The 21567-nt window shown below is 65.0% G+C and carries 26 protein-coding genes; 10 read left to right on the forward strand and 16 right to left on the reverse strand.

Features of this window, described 5'->3' with window-relative positions; translation table 11 throughout:
* Window positions 1-4 precede the first annotated feature (4 nt).
* Window positions 5-553: a TetR/AcrR family transcriptional regulator gene (locus IWX64_RS10185; RefSeq protein ID WP_196867017.1), complete on the reverse strand. Its 549-nt coding sequence runs from the start codon at window positions 551-553 to the stop codon at window positions 5-7.
* Window positions 554-614: 61 nt separating this feature from the next.
* Here IWX64_RS10185 and IWX64_RS10190 point away from each other — a divergent pair, with 61 nt between their 5' ends.
* Window positions 615-2162 carry an MFS transporter gene (locus IWX64_RS10190; RefSeq protein ID WP_196867018.1) on the forward strand — a complete coding sequence of 516 codons (1548 nt, stop codon included), beginning with the start codon at window positions 615-617 and terminating at the stop codon, window positions 2160-2162.
* Between the two features lie 54 nt (window positions 2163-2216).
* Here the strand turns inward: IWX64_RS10190 and IWX64_RS10195 are convergent, their stop codons facing one another.
* The gene (locus IWX64_RS10195; RefSeq protein WP_196867019.1) at window positions 2217-2861 is read right to left on the reverse strand and encodes a DUF3105 domain-containing protein; all 645 of its coding nucleotides are present in this window, start codon (window positions 2859-2861) and stop codon (window positions 2217-2219) included.
* Window positions 2862-2913: 52 nt separating this feature from the next.
* On the reverse strand, window positions 2914-3552 hold the full coding sequence (locus IWX64_RS10200; RefSeq protein WP_196867020.1) for a DUF305 domain-containing protein: 639 nt from the start codon (window positions 3550-3552) through the stop codon (window positions 2914-2916).
* Window positions 3553-3702: 150 nt separating this feature from the next.
* Here IWX64_RS10200 and IWX64_RS10205 point away from each other — a divergent pair, with 150 nt between their 5' ends.
* Genes IWX64_RS10205 through IWX64_RS10215 form a run of 3 tightly spaced genes read left to right on the forward strand, consistent with a single transcriptional unit; the run spans window position 3703 to window position 6596 of the window.
* Window positions 3703-4014, forward strand: a complete 312-nt coding sequence (locus IWX64_RS10205; RefSeq protein ID WP_196867021.1) for a metal-sensitive transcriptional regulator — start codon at window positions 3703-3705, stop codon at window positions 4012-4014.
* A 29-nt stretch (window positions 4015-4043) separates the two neighbouring features.
* Window positions 4044-4268 carry a heavy-metal-associated domain-containing protein gene (locus IWX64_RS10210; protein ID WP_196867022.1) on the forward strand — a complete coding sequence of 75 codons (225 nt, stop codon included), beginning with the start codon at window positions 4044-4046 and terminating at the stop codon, window positions 4266-4268.
* 36 nt (window positions 4269-4304) lie between these two features.
* The gene (locus tag IWX64_RS10215) at window positions 4305-6596 is read left to right on the forward strand and encodes a heavy metal translocating P-type ATPase (RefSeq protein WP_196867023.1); all 2292 of its coding nucleotides are present in this window, start codon (window positions 4305-4307) and stop codon (window positions 6594-6596) included.
* 4 nt (window positions 6597-6600) lie between these two features.
* On the opposite strand, the gene IWX64_RS10220 is transcribed toward IWX64_RS10215, so the two are convergent.
* Both IWX64_RS10220 and IWX64_RS10225 read right to left on the reverse strand, forming a co-directional pair.
* On the reverse strand, window positions 6601-7191 hold the full coding sequence (locus IWX64_RS10220; protein ID WP_196867024.1) for a hypothetical protein: 591 nt from the start codon (window positions 7189-7191) through the stop codon (window positions 6601-6603).
* A 57-nt stretch (window positions 7192-7248) separates the two neighbouring features.
* The gene (locus IWX64_RS10225) at window positions 7249-8217 is read right to left on the reverse strand and encodes an EamA family transporter (RefSeq protein ID WP_196867025.1); all 969 of its coding nucleotides are present in this window, start codon (window positions 8215-8217) and stop codon (window positions 7249-7251) included.
* Between the two features lie 86 nt (window positions 8218-8303).
* Between IWX64_RS10225 and IWX64_RS10230 the strand changes: the two genes are divergently transcribed.
* On the forward strand, window positions 8304-8849 hold the full coding sequence (locus IWX64_RS10230) for a CGNR zinc finger domain-containing protein (RefSeq protein WP_196867026.1): 546 nt from the start codon (window positions 8304-8306) through the stop codon (window positions 8847-8849).
* 190 nt (window positions 8850-9039) lie between these two features.
* On the opposite strand, the gene IWX64_RS10235 is transcribed toward IWX64_RS10230, so the two are convergent.
* From IWX64_RS10235 to IWX64_RS10245, 3 genes are all read right to left on the reverse strand, one after another.
* Complete coding sequence (locus tag IWX64_RS10235) at window positions 9040-9378, reverse strand: hypothetical protein (protein WP_196867027.1); 339 nt, start codon at window positions 9376-9378, stop codon at window positions 9040-9042.
* Between the two features lie 60 nt (window positions 9379-9438).
* Window positions 9439-10053 (reverse strand): hypothetical protein, encoded by a 615-nt coding sequence (locus tag IWX64_RS10240; RefSeq protein ID WP_196867028.1) that lies wholly within the window; start codon window positions 10051-10053, stop codon window positions 9439-9441.
* 113 nt (window positions 10054-10166) lie between these two features.
* Window positions 10167-11504: an MATE family efflux transporter gene (locus IWX64_RS10245; RefSeq protein WP_196867029.1), complete on the reverse strand. Its 1338-nt coding sequence runs from the start codon at window positions 11502-11504 to the stop codon at window positions 10167-10169.
* Between the two features lie 124 nt (window positions 11505-11628).
* Between IWX64_RS10245 and IWX64_RS10250 the strand changes: the two genes are divergently transcribed.
* Window positions 11629-11985 (forward strand): hypothetical protein, encoded by a 357-nt coding sequence (locus tag IWX64_RS10250; protein ID WP_196867030.1) that lies wholly within the window; start codon window positions 11629-11631, stop codon window positions 11983-11985.
* On the opposite strand, the gene IWX64_RS10255 is transcribed toward IWX64_RS10250, so the two are convergent.
* Together IWX64_RS10255 and IWX64_RS10260 are read right to left on the reverse strand one after the other, a co-directional pair.
* A complete protein-coding gene (locus tag IWX64_RS10255) occupies window positions 11982-12629 on the reverse strand; it encodes a TetR/AcrR family transcriptional regulator (RefSeq protein ID WP_196867031.1) in 648 nt (215 codons plus the stop codon). The genes IWX64_RS10250 and IWX64_RS10255 overlap by 4 nt on opposite strands.
* 43 nt (window positions 12630-12672) lie before the next feature.
* On the reverse strand, window positions 12673-13584 hold the full coding sequence (locus IWX64_RS10260) for a DUF4031 domain-containing protein (protein WP_196867032.1): 912 nt from the start codon (window positions 13582-13584) through the stop codon (window positions 12673-12675).
* Window positions 13585-13745: 161 nt separating this feature from the next.
* Between IWX64_RS10260 and IWX64_RS10265 the strand changes: the two genes are divergently transcribed.
* The 3 genes from IWX64_RS10265 (at window position 13746) to IWX64_RS10275 (ending at window position 16804) form a co-directional block, all read left to right on the forward strand.
* Window positions 13746-14834: a WD40/YVTN/BNR-like repeat-containing protein gene (locus IWX64_RS10265; protein ID WP_196867033.1), complete on the forward strand. Its 1089-nt coding sequence runs from the start codon at window positions 13746-13748 to the stop codon at window positions 14832-14834.
* A 1-nt stretch (window position 14835) separates the two neighbouring features.
* A complete protein-coding gene (locus IWX64_RS10270) occupies window positions 14836-15135 on the forward strand; it encodes a MoaD/ThiS family protein (protein WP_196867034.1) in 300 nt (99 codons plus the stop codon).
* Between the two features lie 274 nt (window positions 15136-15409).
* Window positions 15410-16804: a DUF2254 domain-containing protein gene (locus tag IWX64_RS10275; protein ID WP_196867035.1), complete on the forward strand. Its 1395-nt coding sequence runs from the start codon at window positions 15410-15412 to the stop codon at window positions 16802-16804.
* 21 nt (window positions 16805-16825) lie between these two features.
* On the opposite strand, the gene dnaB is transcribed toward IWX64_RS10275, so the two are convergent.
* Complete coding sequence (gene dnaB, locus IWX64_RS10280) at window positions 16826-18205, reverse strand: replicative DNA helicase (RefSeq protein WP_196867036.1); 1380 nt, start codon at window positions 18203-18205, stop codon at window positions 16826-16828.
* Window positions 18206-19075: 870 nt separating this feature from the next.
* Between dnaB and IWX64_RS10285 the strand changes: the two genes are divergently transcribed.
* Entirely contained in the window at window positions 19076-19324 is a 249-nt protein-coding gene (locus IWX64_RS10285; RefSeq protein ID WP_196867037.1) for a hypothetical protein, read from the forward strand.
* Between the two features lie 60 nt (window positions 19325-19384).
* On the opposite strand, the gene rplI is transcribed toward IWX64_RS10285, so the two are convergent.
* The 5 genes from rplI to IWX64_RS10310 all read right to left on the reverse strand — a co-directional run.
* On the reverse strand, window positions 19385-19834 hold the full coding sequence (gene rplI, locus IWX64_RS10290; RefSeq protein WP_196867038.1) for a 50S ribosomal protein L9: 450 nt from the start codon (window positions 19832-19834) through the stop codon (window positions 19385-19387).
* An 18-nt stretch (window positions 19835-19852) separates the two neighbouring features.
* Window positions 19853-20092, reverse strand: coding sequence for a 30S ribosomal protein S18 (rpsR, locus tag IWX64_RS10295; RefSeq protein ID WP_005273147.1), 240 nt, complete (start codon window positions 20090-20092; stop codon window positions 19853-19855).
* A gap of 108 nt (window positions 20093-20200) precedes the next feature.
* Window positions 20201-20776 carry a single-stranded DNA-binding protein gene (locus tag IWX64_RS10300; RefSeq protein ID WP_196867039.1) on the reverse strand — a complete coding sequence of 192 codons (576 nt, stop codon included), beginning with the start codon at window positions 20774-20776 and terminating at the stop codon, window positions 20201-20203.
* A 64-nt stretch (window positions 20777-20840) separates the two neighbouring features.
* On the reverse strand, window positions 20841-21146 hold the full coding sequence (rpsF, locus tag IWX64_RS10305) for a 30S ribosomal protein S6 (protein WP_019482095.1): 306 nt from the start codon (window positions 21144-21146) through the stop codon (window positions 20841-20843).
* 167 nt (window positions 21147-21313) lie between these two features.
* Window positions 21314-21567 (reverse strand): transposase (locus IWX64_RS10310; protein WP_196867040.1); only part of this gene is annotated, 254 nt, incomplete at its 5' end.

A 21567-nucleotide genomic window follows, 5' to 3' on the forward strand; every position in this document is an offset into this window, starting at 1 on the left:
GGGGTCAGGCGCCGCCGCGGTCCGAAGACCGCAGTAGATCCACCAGCTCGAGGAGTTGCTCCATTTCATCGGCACCCTGCTGGTTCGCGCCGCTGACGGCAAAGAAGGCAGCCTCATAGTAGAGCCCGTCGCCCATCAGCTTCACCGCGCGGGCCACCGTATGGCTACCCAGCGCCGCTTCGAGGGCCGCCAGCCAGAGGGCCTGAATCTGGGCGAAGTTCTGCTGCGCCTTGGGGTGGCCCTGCTGCGCCAACCGGGCCATCGCCACCAGCGCCCGGTCCAGGGCGCTGTCCTCATACACCGAGGTTCGAACGTAGTAGCGGGCCGCCCCGTCGGGGTCAGCGGCCATCAGCCCCCGGTCCCGCGCTGATAGCGAGAGCAGCCGTTCCCCCAGCGCATCCACCAGCGCCTCCTTCGACGGGAAGTGATACAGCAGGCCCCCCTTGGAGACATCGGCTGCGGCCGCCACTGCTTCCATGGTGGCGGCCCGCTCCCCGTCGCGGATAAGGATGTTCTCGAAACTGTCGAGGATGCGCTCTTTGGAACTAGCCATGTGTCCATCGTAACGTTCCATCCGGCTTTACTGTACCGGCTGGACGGTATAGTCTCGATGGATGAGCAACTCGACCCATCTCTCCCAGCCGACTACCGGAGCGGCCGCACTCACACCTCCTGTTGGCCGGGCTGGCCGGCGCGAATGGACAGCCCTGGCTGTCCTCATGCTCCCCGTCCTCCTGGTGGCCGTCGACAACACGGTGCTCGCATTCGCCACCCCGGCCATCTCGCTGGCGTTCAACACCAGCGGGACCACGCTGCTATGGATCATCGACAGTTATCCGCTGGTCCTGGCCGGCCTGCTGGTGGCCATGGGCAGCTTCGGTGACCGGTTCGGCCGTCGTCGGCTCCTCATTATTGGGGCCATCGGCTTTGCTGTCTTCTCGGTCGCCGCGGCCTACTCGCCCACGGCCGAGCTGCTCGTCGCCTCCCGGGTGGGCCTCGGTGTCTTCGGCGCGATGCTGATGCCGTCGACCCTTTCCCTGCTCCGGAACATTTTCACCGACCGCAACCAGCGACGCCTGGCCATTGCCATCTGGGCCTCGGGTTTCTCGGCTGGCGCCGCCATGGGACCACTGGTCGGCGGCGCCCTGCTTGAACACTTCTGGTGGGGGTCGGTGTTCCTGCTGGCCGTTCCGGTGCTGGTGCTGATGTTGGCCCTCACCCCGGCGCTGGTCCCGGAATCCAAAGACCCCAACCCCGGCCGCGTCGATTATGCGAGCATCGTCCTGTCCGTTTCGACAATGCTGCCCATCGTGTTCGCGATCAAGAACTTCGCGAAGGGCGACTCCGTGACGGTGACCGTTGCCGCCGTCGTCATCGGGCTCACCGCGGGCACACTGTTTGTCAGGCGGCAACTCGGACGATCCAACCCCATGCTGGATGTGCGGTTGTTCACGGTGCGTGCATTTACCGGTGCGGTGCTGGTGAACCTGCTGGCGATCTTCTCGCTGGTCGGCTTCATCTACTTCGTCTCCCAGCACCTGCAATTGGTCCTCGGACTCAGCCCACTCAGCGCCGGCCTGATTCTGGTACCCGGGCTGGTGATGACGATCATCGCTGGCCTGGCCGTGGTGCCGGTGGTGCGCCGGGTACCACCACGGATCGTGGTGCCCGTTGCCCTCCTGCTCTCGGCGGCCGCCTACGCCTTCGTCGCGGTCACCGGCCAGGGCGGCTCCGCCGCAATCCTGCTGTTCGCCTTCATGCTGCTCGGCGTGGGGGTCGGGGCCTCCGAAACGGTGTCCAACGACCTGATCCTCGCCACCGTGCCCGCCGAAAAGGCCGGGGCGGCGTCAGCGGTCTCCGAAACGGCGTACGAAGTGGGCTCGGTCTTCGGCACGGCGCTGCTGGGCAGCGTGCTGCTCGCCTCGTACCAGCGCAACCTTGTCCTGCCCACGGGACTCAGCCCTGAGCAGGCCACCACGGCGACCGAAACCCTTGGCGGGGCGGTCAACATTGCCGCTGAACTCCCGGCCGACGGCGGTAGCCAACTGCTGGACTCAGCGTTCCACGCCTTCGACAGCGGGGTGGTGCTGACCTCCGGGATTGGTGCCGCGCTGATGGTGTTTGCGTCGGCGCTGGCTCTCTGGAGCCTGCGGCGCGCCTAGGGATCCGGAATGGCTCCTGCGGCGCGCCGATGCGTTTGGTCGTCTGGCAGGAACCTAGGCCGTCGGGGTGAGGGCACCCGAGCAGGCAGCGCCTGGCTCGCGGGTCTGCTCACCCTGGATGTACCGCTCAAGGAAGACCGCAAGGCGGTCGTCATCGGCGGAATCGACGCCGAGCTGCAGGCCCCAGGCGCTCATCATGACGGGGGATTCCTGATCGGCATAGGGGCTGAGCAGCACGTATCCGCTGGAGCCCACCAGGTCGGTGAGGGCGTCGATCTCGGCCTGGGGGAGGTCCGGCTGGTAGGTGATCCAGACAGCGCCATGCTCCAACGAGTGGACGGTGTTCTCGTTCGGGATCTCAAACGGGTAGACACCACAGTTGGTCCAGGTCGCGTTGTGGTCGCCACCGACAGGAGGGGATTGCTCATATTCGACCGGCGCATCGATGTGGTTGAAGCTGAGGTCCTCAAACTCCTGCAGGCCCTCAATGGGCTGGCTCGCGAGTTCTTCGATCCGCTGGTTCTCCCGGACCTGTCCAACGATCACAATGGTCACCGCAACGATGATGGCCACGACCACCGCACCGATACCACCGAGGATCAAAGTGGTGCGCTTCCGGTCGCTGGCCCGTTGCTTGGACTGGATGGCCGCCAGCCGTGCCTGGCGGTCGGCATTGTCCTGAGCTCGCTTCTTATTCAACGCGTGAATCCTTTTTTCCGTGGGTGGGTCTACAACAAATGTACCGTCGGTGTTACGTCAGCTCGTCCAGCATGTCTTCCATCGCCGTGATCTCGGCGACCTGGGCTTCAGCCATTTTCCCGGCAGCAACCTTGACCCGGGACTCCTCGGCGAGCTCTGCCCCAGCCTGAGCCATCACGGCCCCCGCTTCATGGTGGGTGATCATCAGGGTCAGGAAGATCCGCTCCGCCTCCACCCCCGACGCGTCGGCCAGTTCCTGCATCTGCGCATCGGTGGCCATGCCGGGCATCAGCCCGTCGTCGCGGAGCATGCTGCCTCCACCATGGTGATCCATCGATCCCTCCATCCAGGCCATGTTGGGAGCGGAGGAGCTCTGGGGGAGCCCCCACTCCTGGAGCCAGGCATACATCTGGCCGATCTGGTGCTGCTGGGTCATTGCGATGTCATAGGCGATAACCCGCACCACCTCGTCATCGGTGCGGTCACGCACCAGCCGCGACATTTCGACCGCCTGCGTGTGATGAATCTGCATGTCGCGCGCAAAACCCGCGTCGGCACTGTTCGCTGCGGGATGTTCCACTCCGGTTCCGACCCGGCCTGCCACAAACGCGAGGACAAAAAGGGAGAGCACCAGCGCTCCGGCCAGGGCAATGAGCGCGCGTTTCTGCCACGTCTCGAGGTGCAGGGTCATCTACCTTTTTCCTTGCTCATCAGATCTATCTCGTCTCTCTAACGTATTACATGAGGCTCGACGTTCCCTGAGAAGACAGAAATACCCCCCAAGGGTGCTTGATTTATACGGGTGGGGGGTATACTTTGAGATGGCACCGAGGAGGACCAGATGACCGAAACCACCGTAGAACACGGATACACCGCCGACAAGGACGCCTATCTGCGGCGCTTGCGCCGCATCGAAGGCCAGGTCCGCGGTATCGCGCGGATGATCGAGGAGGACAAGTACTGCATTGACGTCCTCACCCAGGTGTCCGCTATCAACAAGGCACTCCACGCGGTGAGTATCGGCCTGCTGGAGGAGCACATCGCTCATTGCGTGGTGGGCGCCGCCAATGAATCCCAACTCACCGGGAACCCCGAAATTGTCCAGGAAAAAGTACAGGAAGCCTCAGCGGCGATTAGTCGACTGTTGAGGTAAAACCCTCCCACACCCGAAGGAGCACCACCATGAGCATTACCACCGTCAACATCTCCGGAATGACCTGCGGCCACTGCGTCGACGCCGTCAGTGAAGAGATCAGCGCACTCGACGGCGTCGAGAAGGTCACGGTCGACCTGAACAAGGGCGGCATTTCCACTGCCACCGTCACCTCCACCACGGACCTCGACCCAGAGCAGGTTGGCGAGGCGGTAGCCGAGGCCGGCTACCTGGTCGTAGCCAACGACGCCTAGCACCCCACCCCCACCGGAGCCACCCGAAGGACCCCCATGAGCACCGACCAGCTTCCCACCACCCCCACCAGGATTGTCGAGCTCGACATCCAGGGAATGACCTGTGCCTCCTGCGTGGGACGGGTGGAGCGCAAACTCGGGAAACTTGAGGGGGTCCAGGCGAGCGTCAACCTGCCGCTGGAGTCCGCCACCGTCACAGTCCCCGACACCATAACCGATCAGGACATCGTCGACACGGTGCAGGCGACCGGATACACCGCCCAACTTAAAAAGCGGGTCCACAGCGCTCCGGGGCGGGGGCCGGCTGCCGATCCTGCCCTGGAAGGCACCCACCCCGGAGAGTCCGACCACCTCGCCCACGGTGGAACGGCAGCTCAGTTGCGCCCCCGGCTGATCGTCGCTGCCGTGCTGACCCTGCCCATCGCGATCATCTCGATGGTCTCAGCGGCCCAGTTCCCGCACTGGGGCTGGGTGGTCTTCGCCCTGACCCTGCCGGTGGTCACCTGGTCCGCCTGGTCCTTCCACCGGGCCGCCGCCATCAATGCCCGGCATCTGGCGTCGACGATGGACACCCTGGTGTCGATCGGCGTCACCGCAGCCTTCCTCTTCTCTGCCTGGCAATTGCTGGCCGACCCGTCGATCACCGAGCACGCCGGCATGTCGATGAGCGACCACTCCCTCTACTTCGAGGTTGCAGCCGTGGTGGTCACCTTCCTCCTGTTGGGCCGCTATCTGGAAGCCAACGCCAAACAGCGTGCCGGCGAAGCGCTCAAGGCCCTATTGAGCCTCGGAGCCAAGGATGCGACAGTCCTTCGGAATCAGGACGGACGCCGCTCCGAGGTGAGGGTGCCAGCTGATTCCCTGGTCCACGGGGACGAGTTTGTGGTGCGCCCCGGCGAGAAGATCGCTACCGATGGAGTCGTCATCGACGGCTCCAGCTCCGTCGACACCTCCCTGATCACCGGCGAGTCCCTGCCGGTCGAGGTGGACGTTGACGACGTCGTCACGGGTGCCACCATCAACACCTCCGGACGGCTGGTAATCCGCGCTACCCGGGTGGGCAGCGAAACCACTCTGGCGCAGATGGGTCGCCTGGTCAGCCAGGCCCAGAGCGGGAAGGCTCCCATCGCGCGGCTCGCGGACCGGATCAGTGCGGTGTTCGTCCCGATCGTGCTGGCCATTGCCGTCCTGACCTTCATCGCGTGGATGGTGCTGACCGGCGATGTGGAGTCTGCGTTCACGGCGTCCGTCGCCGTCCTCGTGATTGCCTGCCCCTGCGCGCTGGGTCTGGCCACGCCAACGGCGTTGCTCACCGGCTCCGGCCGCGGCGCCCAGATGGGTATCCTCATCCGCGGACCGCAGGTCCTGGAGGACACCCGGACGGTCGACACCATTGTGCTGGACAAGACCGGCACTGTTACCACCGGCAAGCTCGCGGTGACCGACGTCGTCGTCCTGGGCGCCCTCGAACGGGACCGCGTCCTGTCGCTGGCGGCCGCGGTGGAGGCGGCCAGCGAGCACCCCATTGCGCACGCAATTGCTGCCGCAGCTCCCGGGCACCCGGCCGTGACCGACTTCAGGAGCTCAGCCGGCGGCGGAGTGCTCGGCACCGTCGACGACGGCGGCCGTCCGGTCACCGTGGTCGCCGGGCGGTCCGGTTGGCTTCAGGAGAACGCGGTCCCTGTCACCGATGAGCACCTGGCCGCGCTTGAGGACCTGCAGGATGCCGGTTCCACGGCGATCTGGGTGGCTGTGGACGGCCGGGTTGCAGGGTTGATCTCGTTGAAGGACACGGTGAAGGAATCATCGACGGCCGCCATCGCGCGGCTCAAGGAGTTGGGGCTGCGGCCGATCCTCCTGACCGGTGACAACGCGTCGGTGGCCCGCCGGGTGGCGGACCAGGTGGGCATTGCTCCCGACGACGTCCTCGCCGGTGTCCTGCCCGAGGGCAAGGTCGAGGCGATCCGGAAGCTGCAGGCTGAGGGAGCCACCGTGGCCATGGCAGGTGACGGGGTGAACGATGCCGCTGCCCTGGCACAGGCGGATCTGGGCATCGCGATGGGATCCGGCACCGATGTGGCGATCGAGGCAGCTGACCTGACCGTGATGGGCAACAGTCTTGAGCAGGTGGCGCAGGCCATCGAACTCTCCCGGAAGACGCTGGCTACGATCAAGAGCAACCTTTTCTGGGCGTTCTTCTACAATACGATCGGTATTCCGGTGGCAGCCCTCGGCCTCCTGAATCCGATGATCGCGGGTGCGGCGATGGCCGCCAGTTCGGTACTGGTGGTAGCCAACTCGCTGCGGCTGCGCCGCTTCGGCAGGTAGCTGCTCAGTCGAGCCGTGCCAGCAGGTGTTCGGCGATCATGGCCGGACCCTCTCCCACGCCGCGGAACCCGGGGAACGGGTTGACGTCGACGATCACGGGACCAGCCTCCCCCATCAGGAAGTCGACACCAAAGATTTGCAGGGCCAGAGTCCCGGCCAGGACATTCTCACCGCGCCCGTCCGCTCCCTCCACCGTTTTGATCACGCTCAGGGTGGTTGCCGCGGATCGTGCGTCCTGCCAGTGGCGCACCATCACGGTCAGCGGGACGGGGAGCCCGGCCTGACCCAGGAGTGCCATCAGGGCTGGCCGTTTGCGGGTCAGCGCGACGGCGTCGGGCGGGTTGCAGCAGGGGACTCCGGCCTCAGCGAGCTGCGCAACGCTTCGGAGGGCTGACCATTTGAGGCCGCGGTGGACCACCAGGTCAACTCCGGCAACCCAATCGGGTAGCTCCGGCTGGTCATGGGGCAGGTGAACAGCTGTGTCCACCTCCACGGCGTTCAACAGCGCAATGACCTCGGGGAGCAGGGTGCCTGCCCTGGGCGGTTTGCCCAGCAGGAAGGCGACCGATCGCTGACCTGGTCTGTGATCCAGCAACCGCCCCACCTCCCTGTGGGCTCCAGCATAGTGGTCGGTGCGCCCGGTTCGGTGGAGTCAGGGCAGTGGAACCGGCTCGACGTCGTTCGCCCGGTCAAGCGGCGGGGTACCGTCCGCTGGTGCCCGCAATTCATCGACCCGCACCATCACCACTCCCCCGACAATCAGCAGTCCGCCGAGGAGCTGGATCGGGCCGGGCAGTTCGCCGAGCATGAGCCAGGACGCGAGCACCGCGAACATCACCTCGGTGAGCCCTACAAAGGAGGCCACCTTTGATCCGAGTTGGCGGGCGGCGAGGATGCCGGTGAAGTAGGACACCACCGTGGAGATCAGCACCAGGCCAAGCACCGGCACCAGCCAGCTGGTTTCCCACCCCGCGAGGGTCACGTCGCGAAACTCGAAGGCGAAGTCCATGATGCCGGCCAGCCCCATCAAACCGATGGCGACCGCGCCCACCACCATGCCACCGCCGGCCATGACCAGCGGGGGCAGTCCGTCGTCGGCGCGGGCGGACATCAGGAAGAACACCGCGAGGCAGACCGCGGCTGCAAGTCCAAAAAGTACACCGATGGGGTCCAGCCGCTCATCGGCGGTGAGATCGAGCACCAGAAGCAGGCCGAGCATCGCCGTCACCGAGCCGGCGGCGGTGAGGCGTCGCGGCGCCTTGCGGCTGCGGGCCCACAACCAGCCCACGATCAATACCGGTGCCAGATACTCCAGCAGGAGGGACACCCCCACCGACATCCGTTGGACGGCGCTGAAGTAGAAGAACTGGCAGAGGGCAATAGCCGTGACCCCGTAGATGATCAGGGTCAGCGAACTGCCGCGCAGTGCCGTCCATCGTCCACGCAGGGCAAGGAGCACCGGGATCAGCAGGACGAGGGCCGCGCCGCCGATGCGTGCACCCACCGCGGCGCCCGGGCTCCAGCCGATCTCCAGCAGGGACTTGGCAAACGGCCCGGACACGCCGAAGGCCGCCGCTGAGATGACCGCGAACCACAGGCCCGCCGCTGCACCATTCTTCATCCCAAACCTCCGCCGAAACTCTTAGTGTCATGACCAAAATATAGCTATGGTAGTGACAGTAGACCCGAACAATGTCAGGAGTCAACATGGCCTTTGCCAATGACACGGAGATTGCCTTGATCTCTGCGGCCGCCCTCATCAACACCGGGAAAGAGGACCCCGATCAGCTGACCACCCTGGCTGATCTGGACCGGTTCCTCACCGAACAGGACTTCTCCGGTTCGCGGGCGCGGACCGGAGACGAACTCGGTGCGGTGCTGCGTCTGCGCGCGGAGCTGGAAGAGGTCTGGACGTCATCGGAGGACGACGCCGTGGTCCGCGTCAACCGGATTCTCAGCGACGCCAGGGCCCTTCCCCGCCTGGTCCGTCATGATCACTGGGACTGGCACCTGCACGCCACCGGCCCCGAGGCCCCGCTGGAGGACCGGATGGCAACGGAGGCGGCGATGGCACTGATCGACGTCATCCGGACCCACGAAATGGACCGCCTGCGGATCTGCGCGGCCGAGGACTGCAGCGCCGTCGTCCTGGACCTGAGCCGCAACCGTTCCAAACGGTTCTGCGACACCGGGAACTGCGCCAACCGCACCCACGTCAAGGCCTATCGGGCCCGGAAAGCGGTCGCCGGATAGGCCGTGGCGGGATAAGCTGCGGCACTAGCCGCCGCTGATGCCGGACAGCCCACCAACAAGGCCACCACCAGGCTGGCCACGAGCTTATGCCGCACCTTCCCTGCTGGGGCATCTCTCCAGCTGAAAGGGTTTCCCTGGCCCAGCGGTCCGGGCGCTATTGCCCGATGGTCAGGCGGGAAACCGGCGCAGTTCAGTCCTGGGTGGTGCTGTCCGGACCGCCGCGCGGCGTCCCTTTTGGCTGTCCGTCCTTGTCCACATTGCCAGCACCGCCGGGAATCTTCGCCGACGAGCGGTTGATGCCGGTGCCCTTACCGAGGTGATCGGCATTCGGCTTTTCAGTCATCATCAGCATTGCGCAGACCACGAGGGCGGCGATGAAGGCGATTCCCGCCGCCGTGAGCCCGAGATCGACCCGCAACTCCTTGGTACCCCCACCAGTGGAGACGATCATCGCCACGACTCCGGCGACCGCGGCCAGGGCGGCAGAGAAAATGAGGGGGCCTTTGACGCCCCTGCTGGATTTGGACACTGTTACTCCTTGGGAAAATTGCGGCTGACTTTTCTACGAGGAGTAGAAATACTGCCGGTCCTAGTTTACGGGGTGGACGGCACCCGTCGGGGCCGGGTGACGCACATCATGCCGGTACCCCAGCGACGCGATTGCCAGGACGACGGCGATGATCACCGCCCCGCCTCCGGCCACTCCGAGCAGTGCGTGCGCGCCGGCGCCCTGGAAGATGGGCAGCAGGGCCCCCGTGGCGAGGGTCACTGTACCGACCACGATGAGATCCTTCGCGACCACGTTTGTGCGGCGCTGCCTCAGGCCAACGTAGAGGTCGACGACGCCGGCTATCACCAGGACAAGGGCGCCCGCCTGGGCGAACATGGCATCCGTGTGGATCCACAGGTTGAGGAAGGCACCGACAACCAGGAACCCGGGCGCGATGGAGACGAGCCACCGATCCCCGCTGGAGCGCAGGCCGATTGCCCGCTCCAACCAGGCAGCCGAGACGGCGAGCGCCAGCAGATATATCCCGCCGGCCACCGACAGCACCTGGACTGACGGCTGCACCCAGAAGATCGTGAGCGCTCCGAACGCGGCTGACACCACGGCGCGGAACAGCAGGGGCTGCCACACGGCTGCGGCCTGCTCGCGAGGTTCCCGTGGTGGCTGAGCCATGACATCGTGCTGTGCGGCACCCATGCGTAGACCTCCGGTTCGATGTCGGACCGATCGGTTCAGTCCCGGACACCCCAGTTTATCCCCGTCACGGCTCCCCGGATGCTTCAGGACGACCAGCACCGGGGCCGACGCCCCTAGCTCGCGCCCGTGACCATCCAGCGATCATTCCGGACCCGCCATGCCAGCGTCCCGGCACGCGCCGCCATGTAACCGACACCAAACGCCAGCCACAGCCAGACGATGCCGGCCGGCCCGGAAAGTCCGGCATTGAACACCCAGACCAGCAGCGGCAGGTACAGCAGCAGATTCACCACCCCGGCAATCGCCAGGTACCGTGCATCTCCAGCACCGATGAGAACCCCGTCGAGCACAAACACCAGCCCACAGATTGGTTGCGAGGCCGCGAGGACGAACAGGCCCGCGGCGAGCGCAGCCTGCACCGACTGGTCGGTGGTGAAGATCCAGCCGACAAACGGCGCTGCCAACGCCAGGACCGCACCGGTGATGACGCCGAACCCCAGCCCCCACAGGATCATTCGCCGGGTCAGCGCCTGTGCCAGGGGCGTGTCACCGGCACCCAGCTCCTTGCCGATCAGTGCCTGCGCCGCGATGGCGAGCGCGTCGAGGGCAAACGCCAGGAAAATGAAGATGGTCATCACCAACTGGTGGGCTGCGAGGGAGACCGAGCCCTGCGCCGTCGCGACGAACACCGTCGCCAGGATGGCGATCCGCAGGCTCATGGTGCGGAGCATCAGCCAGGATCCAACCCGCGCCGTCGCCCGCAGTCCGTGCCAGGACAGCCGAAGCGGAACATGGTTCGTCCTAGAGAGGCGATAGACGATGGTCAGGTAGACCGCCGCCATCCCCCACTGGGTGATGCTGGTTCCCAGTGCCGATCCCGCGACTGAAAGGCCCATCCCGTAGACCAGCAGAAAGTTCAATCCGATATTCACGGTGAACCCGACGCCCGCCACCAGCAGCGGGGTCTTGGTGTCCTGCAGCCCGCGGAGCACACCGGTTGCTGCGAGCACCACCAGCATCGCGGTCAGGCCGGGCATTGAGTAGCGCAGGTAATCGACGGCAAAGTCGTGCACCTGCCCTTGGGCACCCATCAGCGAGGACAACCCGGGGGCAAGGATCCAGCCCGCGGTGGAGAGGAGAACGCCGAGCACCAGGGCCAGGCCGATACCGTCCCGGCCAGCAGCTACCGCATCCTGGAGCCGGCCCGCCCCCAGGAAGCGGGCCACGGCCGGCGTGGTGGAGTATGCAAGGAAGACCATCAGGCCGACGGCGGTGTGCAGCACCGTGGACGCCAGACCCACGCCAGCCAGTTCATTGACCCCCAGATGCCCCACGATGGCAGAGTCGGCCAGCAGGAAGAGTGGCTCAGCGATCAACGCACCGAGGGCAGGCACAGCAAGGTGCAGGATGCGTCGGCTGAGTTCACGCGTATCGGGGAGGGTGGTGCTCACAAGGCCACCCTATGCCTTGCCCCGGACAGTCTGCGCGCCGGTGGTCGGACCCCCTCGTCGGGGCTCAAACGTCAGGGTCGGCTAGGCTGAAGGTAGAGGCACCACCGTCGGACAGGGAGTCCACATGAAAAAAGAAGTCTGGTTCTACATCGGCGGTCTCGTCGCGTTCTTCCTCAGCACCCTCTTCATCCCGCAGGGCATCTCGGACTTCGCACGGGCGGCAGCCCTCAATGAGCCGGTCCCCTCCGGTGCCGGATTGAACCTGGCGGTCGGCGCCGTCCTGGTCGCCACTGCGATTACCCTCCTGGCAAGCGGCTACGTGATCCGTCGGAGACAAGTCACCGCCACCCGGACCTATGGCAGCGACGACCCGGATGAAATCACCCGCCAGCGCCCCACCCAGGGCTATACGAACCGCCCGGAGTGGATGAACCGGCCCACCAACCACATGGGTGATAACACGGGTCATAAGCGGGACTAGATTCCCTTCTCGACCATCTCAAGGAGCCGCTGCGCGGCTACCAGCCGCTGTTCTGTGTCCAGTCCACGCAGAGGGCCATCGATCACCAGCATTGCCAATCCGTGGACGGATGACCACGCCACGAATTCGGCCCCCGCGCGCCGGTCGGCGGCCAGCGCCCCCGCGTCCACCAGCGCATCCAGGGCGTCGGACAGCAGCTGAAAGGGGGTCCGGCCATGCGGCCCCGCGGAATCCCCGGCTGAGGCGTCCCGCAGATCAACGTGGCTGGCGAAGGCCGTCCTGAACAACCCCGGTTCGGTTTGGGCGAAACGAAGGTATCCGGCACCTACGGCACGGAGCCTGGCCCGGGCGAGCGTCGCATCGTTCTGGCGAGCGCCGTCGTCGCCGGCTATCGCGGACAGCTCATCCTCCATGGCCGCCGCCAGCCTTGACTGGGCGGCAAGCGATACAGCCCACAGCAGCGCACCCTTGTCAGTGAAGTGACGGTAGGCGGCGTTTGGAGTGACTCCTGCGCGGCGGGTCACTTCCCGGAGGACGACGGCGTCCGGCCCGCCCGCACGTGCCAGATCGGTGCCCGCGTCGATCAGGGCCCGGCGAAGGTCGCCATGCCGGTAGGTGGTGCGCGGGCTGGACTGCTCGGTCACGGGGTCTTTGGCCTTACCTCGGATGACTGTAAGTGAACACTGTCTACAAGTTTGTCATGGAGCCCACTGGACTGGTCAAGGACCGCAGTTCATCCGCCAGGTTCGCCAGCGCGGCTTCCTGCCACAGCCGTTGGGCCGGGGCGGTGCGGTACAGCTGGTCCATGACGAGGAGCCGGCGCACGACGTCGACCCTCCCTACCGCGAAGTCCGTGTCGGACACGTGGGCATATTCCTGTCGCACTGCGGCAACGTACCGCCCGTAGCCGTTTACGGACCTCCCGAGTACGGCCAGGTCCGCATCGCACAGTAGCTCACCCGCCCGGTCACCCCGAGCCGGGTTGTGCGACGCCGTGAGTCGGATCAGGCGGACCACCTCCGCCACCTCGGCTGCAGGTATCCGGCCCGTCAGCCACTCTTCGGCCAGCGCAGCTGAGGCACGCTCATCCTCCCCAGCCACGCCGTCGTACACGGCGTCATGGAACCAGGCAGCGAGGCGCACCTGGCGGCGAACCGATCCGTCGTCGTCGGGCAGGAAGATCGCATCGAGCGCCTCCAGCACGTCCAGGAGGTGGGAGGGGGTGTGATACCGGCGATGCGCCTCGGACCATCGGTTGACGAGGGACTCGCCGAGCCCCGGGCTGTGCGGGGCGAGCACAGCCCACCGCGCAAGCAGTGCCCGTCGCAGACGCGGCGCGCGCTGCCGGGCAGGGATCCGCAGCCCGCTGGCGATCAGGATGCGCGTCAGGGTGCCGCAGTCCACCTCCTTCGCCCCCAGGGCCACCAGTTTCCGGTAGCGGCGGACGGGGACGTCATAGTGGTCGCCGTCGAACGCCCGATCGGCGATGCCGGCAGCGGCGGCAAAGGAGTGGAGTTCGGCAAGTGAGGTGTCGGAGACCAGGTGGGAGAACTCGGTCCCATGGGCCGGCCACAGCGGGGGATCAATGTAGATGGCCATCGATCAAGCCTACCGGCGGATATCCCGAACCCCCTGGAATAGCTCGGGCCTGGCAGGAAGTTCGACCGGTGAGCACCGGTCCGGAAAGCTATATACAGGGTCCTGCGGCTGTGCCATTGTTTACGGTGTTCACATCAGTTATCCACTGAACCGAGGACCCCATGACGACAACACTGCTGGCCATCGGCACCAAGAAGGGCCTGTGGCTTGCCACCAGCACCGATCGCGAATCCTGGACGCTGTCGGAGCCGCACTTCCTCATGCAGGAGGTCGCCAGCGTCGGCATCGACACCCGCGAGGACCGGACCCGCATCCTCGTGGGGGTGCTCTCCTATCACTGGGGTCCAACGGTGGTCTACTCCGACGACCTGGGAGCCACCTGGTCCGAACCCGAGCAGGGTGCCATCAAATTTGAGAGCTCCGATGACACCGCCGTCGAGCGGATCTGGCAGCTCCAGCCGGACTCCGCTGGCCGCCCGGGCGTAGTCTGGGCTGGCTGCGAACCCATCTCGGTCTGGAAGTCGACCGACTACGGTGAACACTTTGAGTTGAACCGCGGCCTCTGGGACCATCCGCATCGTTCCGAGTGGGGCGCCGGTTTCGGCGGTGCCGCGGCGCACTCGGTGATCCCGAGCCCCGTCAGCGACACGGTCCACGTGGCCATGAGCACCGGAGGCGTGTACCGCTCCGACGACGGCGGTGTGTCCTGGGCGCCACGGAACAAGGGGATCTCGGCCTACTTCATGCCCGAACCCACCCCGGGATTTGGTCAATGCGTGCACAAGATTGCCCGGGACGCCGTTGCACCGAACCGCCTGTACGCGCAGAACCACCACGGGGTGTACCGCTCCGACGACGGTGGAGAAACCTGGGAGTCGATCGCTGACGGGCTGCCCGCGGACTTCGGGTTCGTGATGCTCACCCACCCCCGCCGCAGCGGCACGGCGTGGGTGATCCCGTTGAAGGCCGACGGGGAGCGCATCCCGCCGGAGGCGAAGCTCGCGGTCCACCGCACCGACGATGCCGGATCCTCCTGGACCCGCCAGGACCGGGGCCTGCCCGACAACGAGTACAACGCCGTGCTGCGAGACGCTGCCGGCGTGGACACACTGGAGCCGGTGGGCGTGTACTTTGGCACGCGCGGTGGCAGCGTCTACGCCAGCAACGACGAAGGCGACTCGTTCAGTGAGGTGGTCTCCCACTTGCCGGACGTGCTGTGCGTCCGTGCCGCAGCCGTCGTCGGCGCCTAGGATGGCCAGCCCGACCAGCGAGGTGACAGTGCTGATCCCCACCCTCCTGCGACCGCTGATTGGCAACCGTTCGACGGTTCCGGTGTCCGCAGCGTCCGCGGTCCCGTTGGCCCGGCTGCTCGACGATCTACACGAGGGGTATCCGGTGTTCGCCCGGCGGATCCGGGATGAGACAGGGGCCCTGCGCCGGTACGTCAACGTGTACGTGGACGGCGAAGACGTGCGCCGGCTGGAAGGCCTCTCGACGCCGGTCCCGCCCGGTGCCGAGGTAATGATCGTGCAATCGGTCGCCGGCGGGTAGCAGGACGGGTCACCTGTCGGTCCACCCGTTCTCGCCGGCCGTGATCGACGGGCTGCGTCCCTCTCTGGACGGTTTCGCCCTCTCCAGGGGCGCCGTCCGGTTCACCCCGGAAAGCCCACTTCCGGACCAGGCGGTCGGGGAGTTGGTGCTGGCACGACGGGCGAAGATCCGAGGTATCCCTTGATCCGTCTGGTGTGGCGGCTCGAGCTGAGGGAATCCCTTGGTCTACGCTTTGCAGGTATACCGTCCACGCCAGCAAGGAGCCGCGCACACCATGACCCGAACTTCAGGGCCACTTGGTCAGCTGGGCGGCAGGTTTCAAACCGCGGTTGACGCGCTCCGCACGCAACTGTGGCCCTTGCCGGTCTTCGCCGTCCTGGTGGCTATTGGCCTGGGGGTCTGGATTCCCACCGTCGACGATGCGATCGGCTCCGACATGCCATCGAGCGTCTCCTACTTCCTCATCAACGGCGGACCGGACGCCGGACGGGCCATCCTGGAGGCGACCGCGGGTTCACTCATCACTGCGACCTCGTTGACCTTCTCCCTGACCGTTGTCACCCTGCAGCTGGCCAGCAGCCAGTTTTCCCCTCGCCTGCTGCGCACCTTCACGGGTGACCGAGTGGTGCACGCAACGCTTGCCTTGTTTCTCGGCACGTTCGCCTACGCACTGACGGTGCTGCGGACGGTGCGGTCCGGTGACGACGGTGACGAGCCTTTCGTGCCCCACCTGGCCGTCACCCTGGCCTTCCTCCTCGCGATCGCCAGCATCATCGGCCTGGTCTTTTTCCTGGCCCATCTGGCGCGCGAGATCAGGGTCGAAACGATCATGCGCAAGGTGCACCAGGAAACCTCCGGAACCATTCGACGGGTGTACCGGGAGGAGCGGGGCGCGCAGCCCCCGGTGTTCCCGGTAGCTCCCCACGCAGCGGTATGGATTGGTGCACCGCGCTCGGGCTTCCTCACCGGCATCGAGGAAGAAACCCTCCTCGCGGCGGCGGTCAAGCATCGGGCGATCATCAGGGTCGACGCGCAGGTTGGCTCGTCCCTGGTCGAGGGTATTCCCGCCGCGGCGGGCTGGGTGCGCAGCGGCGAGCCCAGCATGGGGGCGGAGACGGTTCACGAGTTCCGCGACGACGTCGCCGGCGCGTTCACCTGCGGATTCGAGCGGACGGCCGTGCAGGATGTTGCCTTTGGATTCCGGCAGCTCATTGATGTGGCAGCGAAGGCCCTGTCGCCGGGCATCAATGACCCCACTACCGCGATCCACGTCCTCGGCCACACCTCAGCCCTGCTGTGCGAACTCACCCAGCGGGATCTCGGCCCGCGCGTGCTGCACGACGACGACGGCCTGGTCCGGGTGATTCTCGACCGGCCGGATTTCGCCGCCTTCCTGAATATCACCCTCGACCAGCCGGTCCTGTATGGAAGAGCCGACCCCGCGGTGCTGGACCGGGTACTCAGCCTGCTGCAGGAGGTCGCCTGGCATGCCTCGGCGGAGGACCAGCCTGCCATCCGGGAGCAGCTACAACGGGTCGTGTCAGCGGTCCAGGAGGAAACCTACCCGGATGCAGTGGCGGCCCACCTCCAGCAGCGGGCGGCCGAGGTCGAACGGGCGCTGGACGGGGAGTGGGCCCCCCGCGGCCCGGTCTCGGGTGGCCGGGCCTAGCGAGCCGGAATTGGCCTGCCGCTAAAAACCGCCGCCACCATCCGCGGCCATGTTGTTGAACCGCGAATAGTGGCCCTGGAACCCGACGACGATGGTCTTGGTGGGCCCGTTACGGTGCTTTGCAACGATCACGTCTGCTTCACCTGCGCGAGGGGACTCCTTGTCGTACACGTCGTCGCGGTGCAACAGGATGACCATGTCCGCGTCCTGCTCGATCGATCCACTCTCTCGAAGGTCAGAAACCATGGGCCTCTTGTCGGTGCGCTGCTCGGAGCCACGGTTCAGCTGCGACAGCGCCACCACGGGCACGTTCAGTTCCTTGGCCAGGAGCTTCAGGGCACGGGAGAACTCCGAGACTTCCTGCTGTCGGGACTCAACGCGCTTACCTGAGGACATCAGCTGCAGATAGTCGAGGACCACCAGCTTCAGATCGTGGCGCTGCTTCAGTCGCCGGCATTTCGCGCGGATCTCCATCAGCGACATGTTGGGGCTGTCATCGATGAACAGGGGCGCATCATTCATCCGCCCCATGGTCGTGGCGATCTTGCCCCACTGCTCATCTTTGATCGTGCCCTTGCGCAGATCCTGCAGCCCGATGGTCGCCTCGGCCGACAGGAGGCGCATGGCGATCTCGTTGCGTCCCATTTCGAGGGAAAAGAAAACCGTGGTCATGTTGTGCTTGATGGCCGCAGAGCGGGCCCAGTCCAGGGCGAAGGTCGACTTACCCATGGCAGGCCGGGCCGCAACGACGATCATCTGTCCGCCGTGAAGCCCCTGCGTGAGTTCGTCCAGTTCAAAGAAACCCGTCGGGACACCGGTCATGCCCTCGCCGCGGTGCCCCGCCGACTCGATCTCGTCGACGGTGCTCTCGATGATGTCTTTCAGCGCCACGTAGTCCTCAGCACTGCGTCGTTCGGCCACCGCATAAACCTCGGCCTGCGCGGCGTTGACGATGTCGTCAACCTCGCCGTCGTTGGAGTAGCCTAGTTGCACAATCTTGGTGCCTGCGTTGACGAGACGTCGCAGGACCGCCCGTTCGCGGACAATCTCCGCGTAGAACCCGGCATTGGCGGCCGTAGGCACCGATTGGATCAGTGTGTGGAGGTAGGCTGGCCCACCGATTCGCGAAATTTCTCCCCGTTTGGTGAGCTCATCCGAGACGGTGACGGCGTCGGCCGGCTCGCCCCGGCCATAGAGGTCGATCACGGCTTCGTAGATGCTCTCGTGGGCGGGGCGGTAGAAGTCCACGCCCCGCAACACCTCGACGCAGTCGGCGATCGCATCCTTGGACAGCATCATGCCGCCCAGTACTGATTGTTCGGCAACCAGGTCCTGCGGTGGGGTTCGCGTGAACTCCGGGGACCGGGTGTCCTCCTTGGAATCACTGTGCGTGAGGGACACCGTTGCACTCTCTTTCTCGGTAATCTATCCCGGAACCAGCTGCAGACAGATTGTCCGTCAGCGGTCGTATCCGGCCTGATGACTGATTTCTATCATCTGGTGCGGACAGTTTGGCCTCTGGGATACTCCGCAACGGTAGTGCCGAAGCATCCTCCTGCCAAGCGAGCAATCCACAGGTCCTGTGGATTGCTTGTGGATAACGCGGCGTGTCTTGTGCACAGGATGGGGACAATGGTGTGGATAACAAAATAGTTATCCACTCAATAGCGTCCTGACCTGCGCAAACACTGGTTATGGGCTGTGGAATAAATGTTGCTGGACGCAACGTTCATGCTCTACTTGCGTGTTGACAGATGCCCTCAGAGGCCGTACAGGGGTGGGTTATTCACCAGCTATCCACAGCCTGTGCTACCACCATGTGATCCACGGCACATGTCGTGTATGGGCTGGGACTGGTCTATATAGCCCGCAGCGCACCCTGAACGGGCGAAGATCAGCGACTTTAGACCCGTATATTCCAGTTAGAGAATATTTTGAACGGAGGGACAGAGTCGGTCGAACGCTGGGTGGACCGGGGACAGACGGGAAGTACCGGCGTCGTGATGGGATACTGTCCCAACAAACCCGGCCATCGGAGATGGAGGCTACATGGAGCTCCTGGTGTTTACTGTCGTCGTCCTGGCTACCGCGCTGGCCGCGGGTGGTGCCATCGGCTACATCACCCGCCGGGACCGGAGAGCACAAGCACCCGCCCCTGGAAGCCGGACGGGTCCACCCCGATTTCGCCGTCCCGCCCCTGATCCTTCACCTCCCCGGCCGCCTCCTTCTGAAGGGGCAAGATCCACCGGCAACCCCACACCGGTTCCGGAGGTGGCCCCGCAACCCCCGGCCGCCGACGCACAGGACCCCGCGCAAAGCCATCCCGGGCCGGCTCGTGACCAGGAGGATGCGGACGCCGCGCGGGAGGCGCTGCGGGCCAACCAGAGGTCTATGGGTGACCCCGGGCTCAGCACCCTTGACCGGGTGCAGGCTTTGATGGCAAGCCAGGCGTTCGCGCTGCATGTCACCGACCAGCCCACCGACCCGCCCGGGGACGACAAAAGGGACCCCCGCGGTTAGCGGGGGTCCCTCCAGTCGAACTGGGCGACCAGCTAGTGGTGCTGAGTGAACAGCGGTGAACTAGTTGGCGACGACGTTCAGGTCAATGACTGCTGCAACATCATCGTGCAGGCGAACGTTCGCCTGGTAGGCGCCGACCGACTTGATGTGGGCGGGCAGTTCGACCTTGCGCTTGTCGATGGTGCCGAGGCCTGCGGCCGCGACAGCCTTTGCGACGTCCTCAGCCTTGACGGTGCCGAACAGGCGCCCGGACTCACCAGCCTTGACGGTCAGCGTGACCGGCTTGGCGGAGAGTGCAGCTGCCTGCTTCTGGGCATCTTCGAGCGTTGAGTGCTCGCGTGCGACGCGGGCAGCCTTGATCGACTCGACCTGCTTCTCGCCGCCCTTGGTCCAGGTGAGAGCGAAACCGCGGGGCAGAAGAAAGTTACGTGCGTAACCGTTCTTTACCTCGACAATGTCGCCTGCAGCACCAAGACCGGTTACTTCATGGGTCAAAATGAGCTTTGCCATTGGGTTGGGTTCCTTTCCTTAACCGCGGCCTGCGCCGGAGTACGGCAGGAGGGCAACTTCACGGGCATTCTTGATTGCCTGCGCAATTTTGCGCTGCTCCTGCACGGTGACACCGGTAACGCGGCGGGCACGGATCTTTCCGCGGTCGGAAATGAACTTACGCAGCAACGCTACGTCCTTGTAGTCGATGACGGTGACGTCAGCGGCCTTCAGGGGATTGGACTTTGGTTTGGGCTTACGAAGTTCAGCCTTAGCCATCGTGGTGCTCCTTATGTCTGGTGGAGCCCGCAGAACGATTCTGCGGGATGGGAATTACTTGGCGGGTGGCCGCTACCGAAACGGGCGGTCCTGCCGGGTAAGGAAGGGTTAGAAGGGAGGTTCGGACGAGTCCGGACCGTTGCCCCAGCCGGAAGAGTTACCTCCGGAAGAGTTGCCCCCCGCGGGTGCGCCCCATGGGTCGTCAGCTGGCTGCTGAGCCTGCTGGCCGCCCTGCTGGCCGCCGCCCCAACCTGAGTTGGAGTTGTTACCGCCGCCGCCGCTGTTGCCGCCGAAGTTACCTCCGCCGCCACCGCCGGAGCGCTGGGTGCGGGTGACCTTCGCTGACGCATAGCGCAGGGATGGACCGACCTCGTCCACCTCAAGTTCCATGACAGTGCGCTTTTCGCCTTCTTTGGTGTCGTACGAACGTGACTTGAGTCGGCCCTGAGCGACGACACGGGTGCCCTTTGTCAGGGTCTCCGCAACGTTCTCAGCCGCTTCACGCCACACCGACGCGCGAAGGAACAGCGTTTCGCTGTCCTTCCACTCATTGGTCTGACGGTCGAAGGTCCGCGGCGTCGACGCGATGGTGAAATTAGCCACCGCCGAGCCTGACGGGGTGAAACGAAGTTCGGGATCGCTGGTGAGATTACCGACGACCGTAATGATGGTCTCGCCTGCCATGGTGCCTCCTACTGTCACAGCCCACTACGGTGGGCCTGTCCTCATCTGTGAAGCTGAGCCGAAACTACTCGGCTGAGACCTTCTGCTCCTCGGGACGGATGATCTTGGTACGCATGATCGTCTCGTTGAGGCTCAGCTGGCGGTCAAGTTCGGCAGCGATCGCCGGGGTGGCAGTGAAGTTGACTACGGCGTAGAAACCTTCAGCCTTCTTCTTGATTTCGTAGGCCAGGCGACGACGTCCCCACAGGTCTACCTTGTCTACGGTGCCGCCGCCGTTGCGGACGACATTCAGGAACTTCTCGAGCGAAGGCTCGACGGTACGTTCCTCGACATCGGGGTCGATGATTACCATCAATTCATATGCACGCATTTGTGAACCCACCTCCTCTGGGCTAAACGGTCACGGTCTTTCCGTAACAGGAGGTTCTATTTGCGTTGGCCTGCCTGACGCGTCGTCCCAAAACGGGCACCGGCATCAGCACAGACTTATCAATGTTACCGGAGAATCACCGTCGGGCCGAACCGTGTGGATAACTGCTAGTGCTCCGTGTTAATGGTTTGTTTGCGTTTCATCTTGCCTAGGAGGTACTCCGCTGATTTGGTCCAGGTGAATGGTTTGGCGTCCTGGTTGTAGTTCTCGATGTAGCGTTGCATGGTTTGTTCCAGGTCTTTGACGGAGCTGAATGTGCCACGTTCGAGGCATTGGCGGGTGATGATCCCGAAGAAGATCTCCACCATGTTCAGCCAGGAACAGCTGGTCGGGGTGAAGTGGAGGGTGACCCGCGGATTGG

The organism is Arthrobacter sp. CAN_A212 (genome assembly GCF_015752345.1).
In the GTDB taxonomy this organism is placed as follows: Bacteria; Actinomycetota; Actinomycetes; order Actinomycetales; family Micrococcaceae; genus Arthrobacter_D.

Bases quoted from the DNA above. Each gene is read 5' to 3' on its own strand.
- IWX64_RS10190 (WP_196867018.1), top strand. From the start codon at position 615: ATGAGCAACTCGACCCATCTCTCCCAGCCGACTACCGGAGCGGCCGCA.
- IWX64_RS10300 (WP_196867039.1), bottom strand. From the start codon at position 20,776: ATGGCAGGCGAGACCATCATTACGGTCGTCGGTAATCTCACCAGCGAT.
- IWX64_RS10275 (WP_196867035.1), top strand. From the start codon at position 15,410: ATGACCCGAACTTCAGGGCCACTTGGTCAGCTGGGCGGCAGGTTTCAA.
- IWX64_RS10265 (WP_196867033.1), top strand. From the start codon at position 13,746: ATGACGACAACACTGCTGGCCATCGGCACCAAGAAGGGCCTGTGGCTT.
- rplI (WP_196867038.1), bottom strand. From the start codon at position 19,834: ATGGCAAAGCTCATTTTGACCCATGAAGTAACCGGTCTTGGTGCTGCA.
- IWX64_RS10250 (WP_196867030.1), top strand. From the start codon at position 11,629: ATGAAAAAAGAAGTCTGGTTCTACATCGGCGGTCTCGTCGCGTTCTTC.
- IWX64_RS10205 (WP_196867021.1), top strand. From the start codon at position 3,703: ATGACCGAAACCACCGTAGAACACGGATACACCGCCGACAAGGACGCC.
- IWX64_RS10210 (WP_196867022.1), top strand. From the start codon at position 4,044: ATGAGCATTACCACCGTCAACATCTCCGGAATGACCTGCGGCCACTGC.
- IWX64_RS10200 (WP_196867020.1), bottom strand. From the start codon at position 3,552: ATGACCCTGCACCTCGAGACGTGGCAGAAACGCGCGCTCATTGCCCTG.
- IWX64_RS10240 (WP_196867028.1), bottom strand. From the start codon at position 10,053: ATGGGTGCCGCACAGCACGATGTCATGGCTCAGCCACCACGGGAACCT.
- rpsF (WP_019482095.1), bottom strand. From the start codon at position 21,146: ATGCGTGCATATGAATTGATGGTAATCATCGACCCCGATGTCGAGGAA.
- IWX64_RS10230 (WP_196867026.1), top strand. From the start codon at position 8,304: ATGGCCTTTGCCAATGACACGGAGATTGCCTTGATCTCTGCGGCCGCC.
- IWX64_RS10185 (WP_196867017.1), bottom strand. From the start codon at position 553: ATGGCTAGTTCCAAAGAGCGCATCCTCGACAGTTTCGAGAACATCCTT.
- IWX64_RS10260 (WP_196867032.1), bottom strand. From the start codon at position 13,584: ATGGCCATCTACATTGATCCCCCGCTGTGGCCGGCCCATGGGACCGAG.
- IWX64_RS10270 (WP_196867034.1), top strand. From the start codon at position 14,836: ATGGCCAGCCCGACCAGCGAGGTGACAGTGCTGATCCCCACCCTCCTG.
- IWX64_RS10225 (WP_196867025.1), bottom strand. From the start codon at position 8,217: ATGAAGAATGGTGCAGCGGCGGGCCTGTGGTTCGCGGTCATCTCAGCG.
- rpsR (WP_005273147.1), bottom strand. From the start codon at position 20,092: ATGGCTAAGGCTGAACTTCGTAAGCCCAAACCAAAGTCCAATCCCCTG.
- IWX64_RS10215 (WP_196867023.1), top strand. From the start codon at position 4,305: ATGAGCACCGACCAGCTTCCCACCACCCCCACCAGGATTGTCGAGCTC.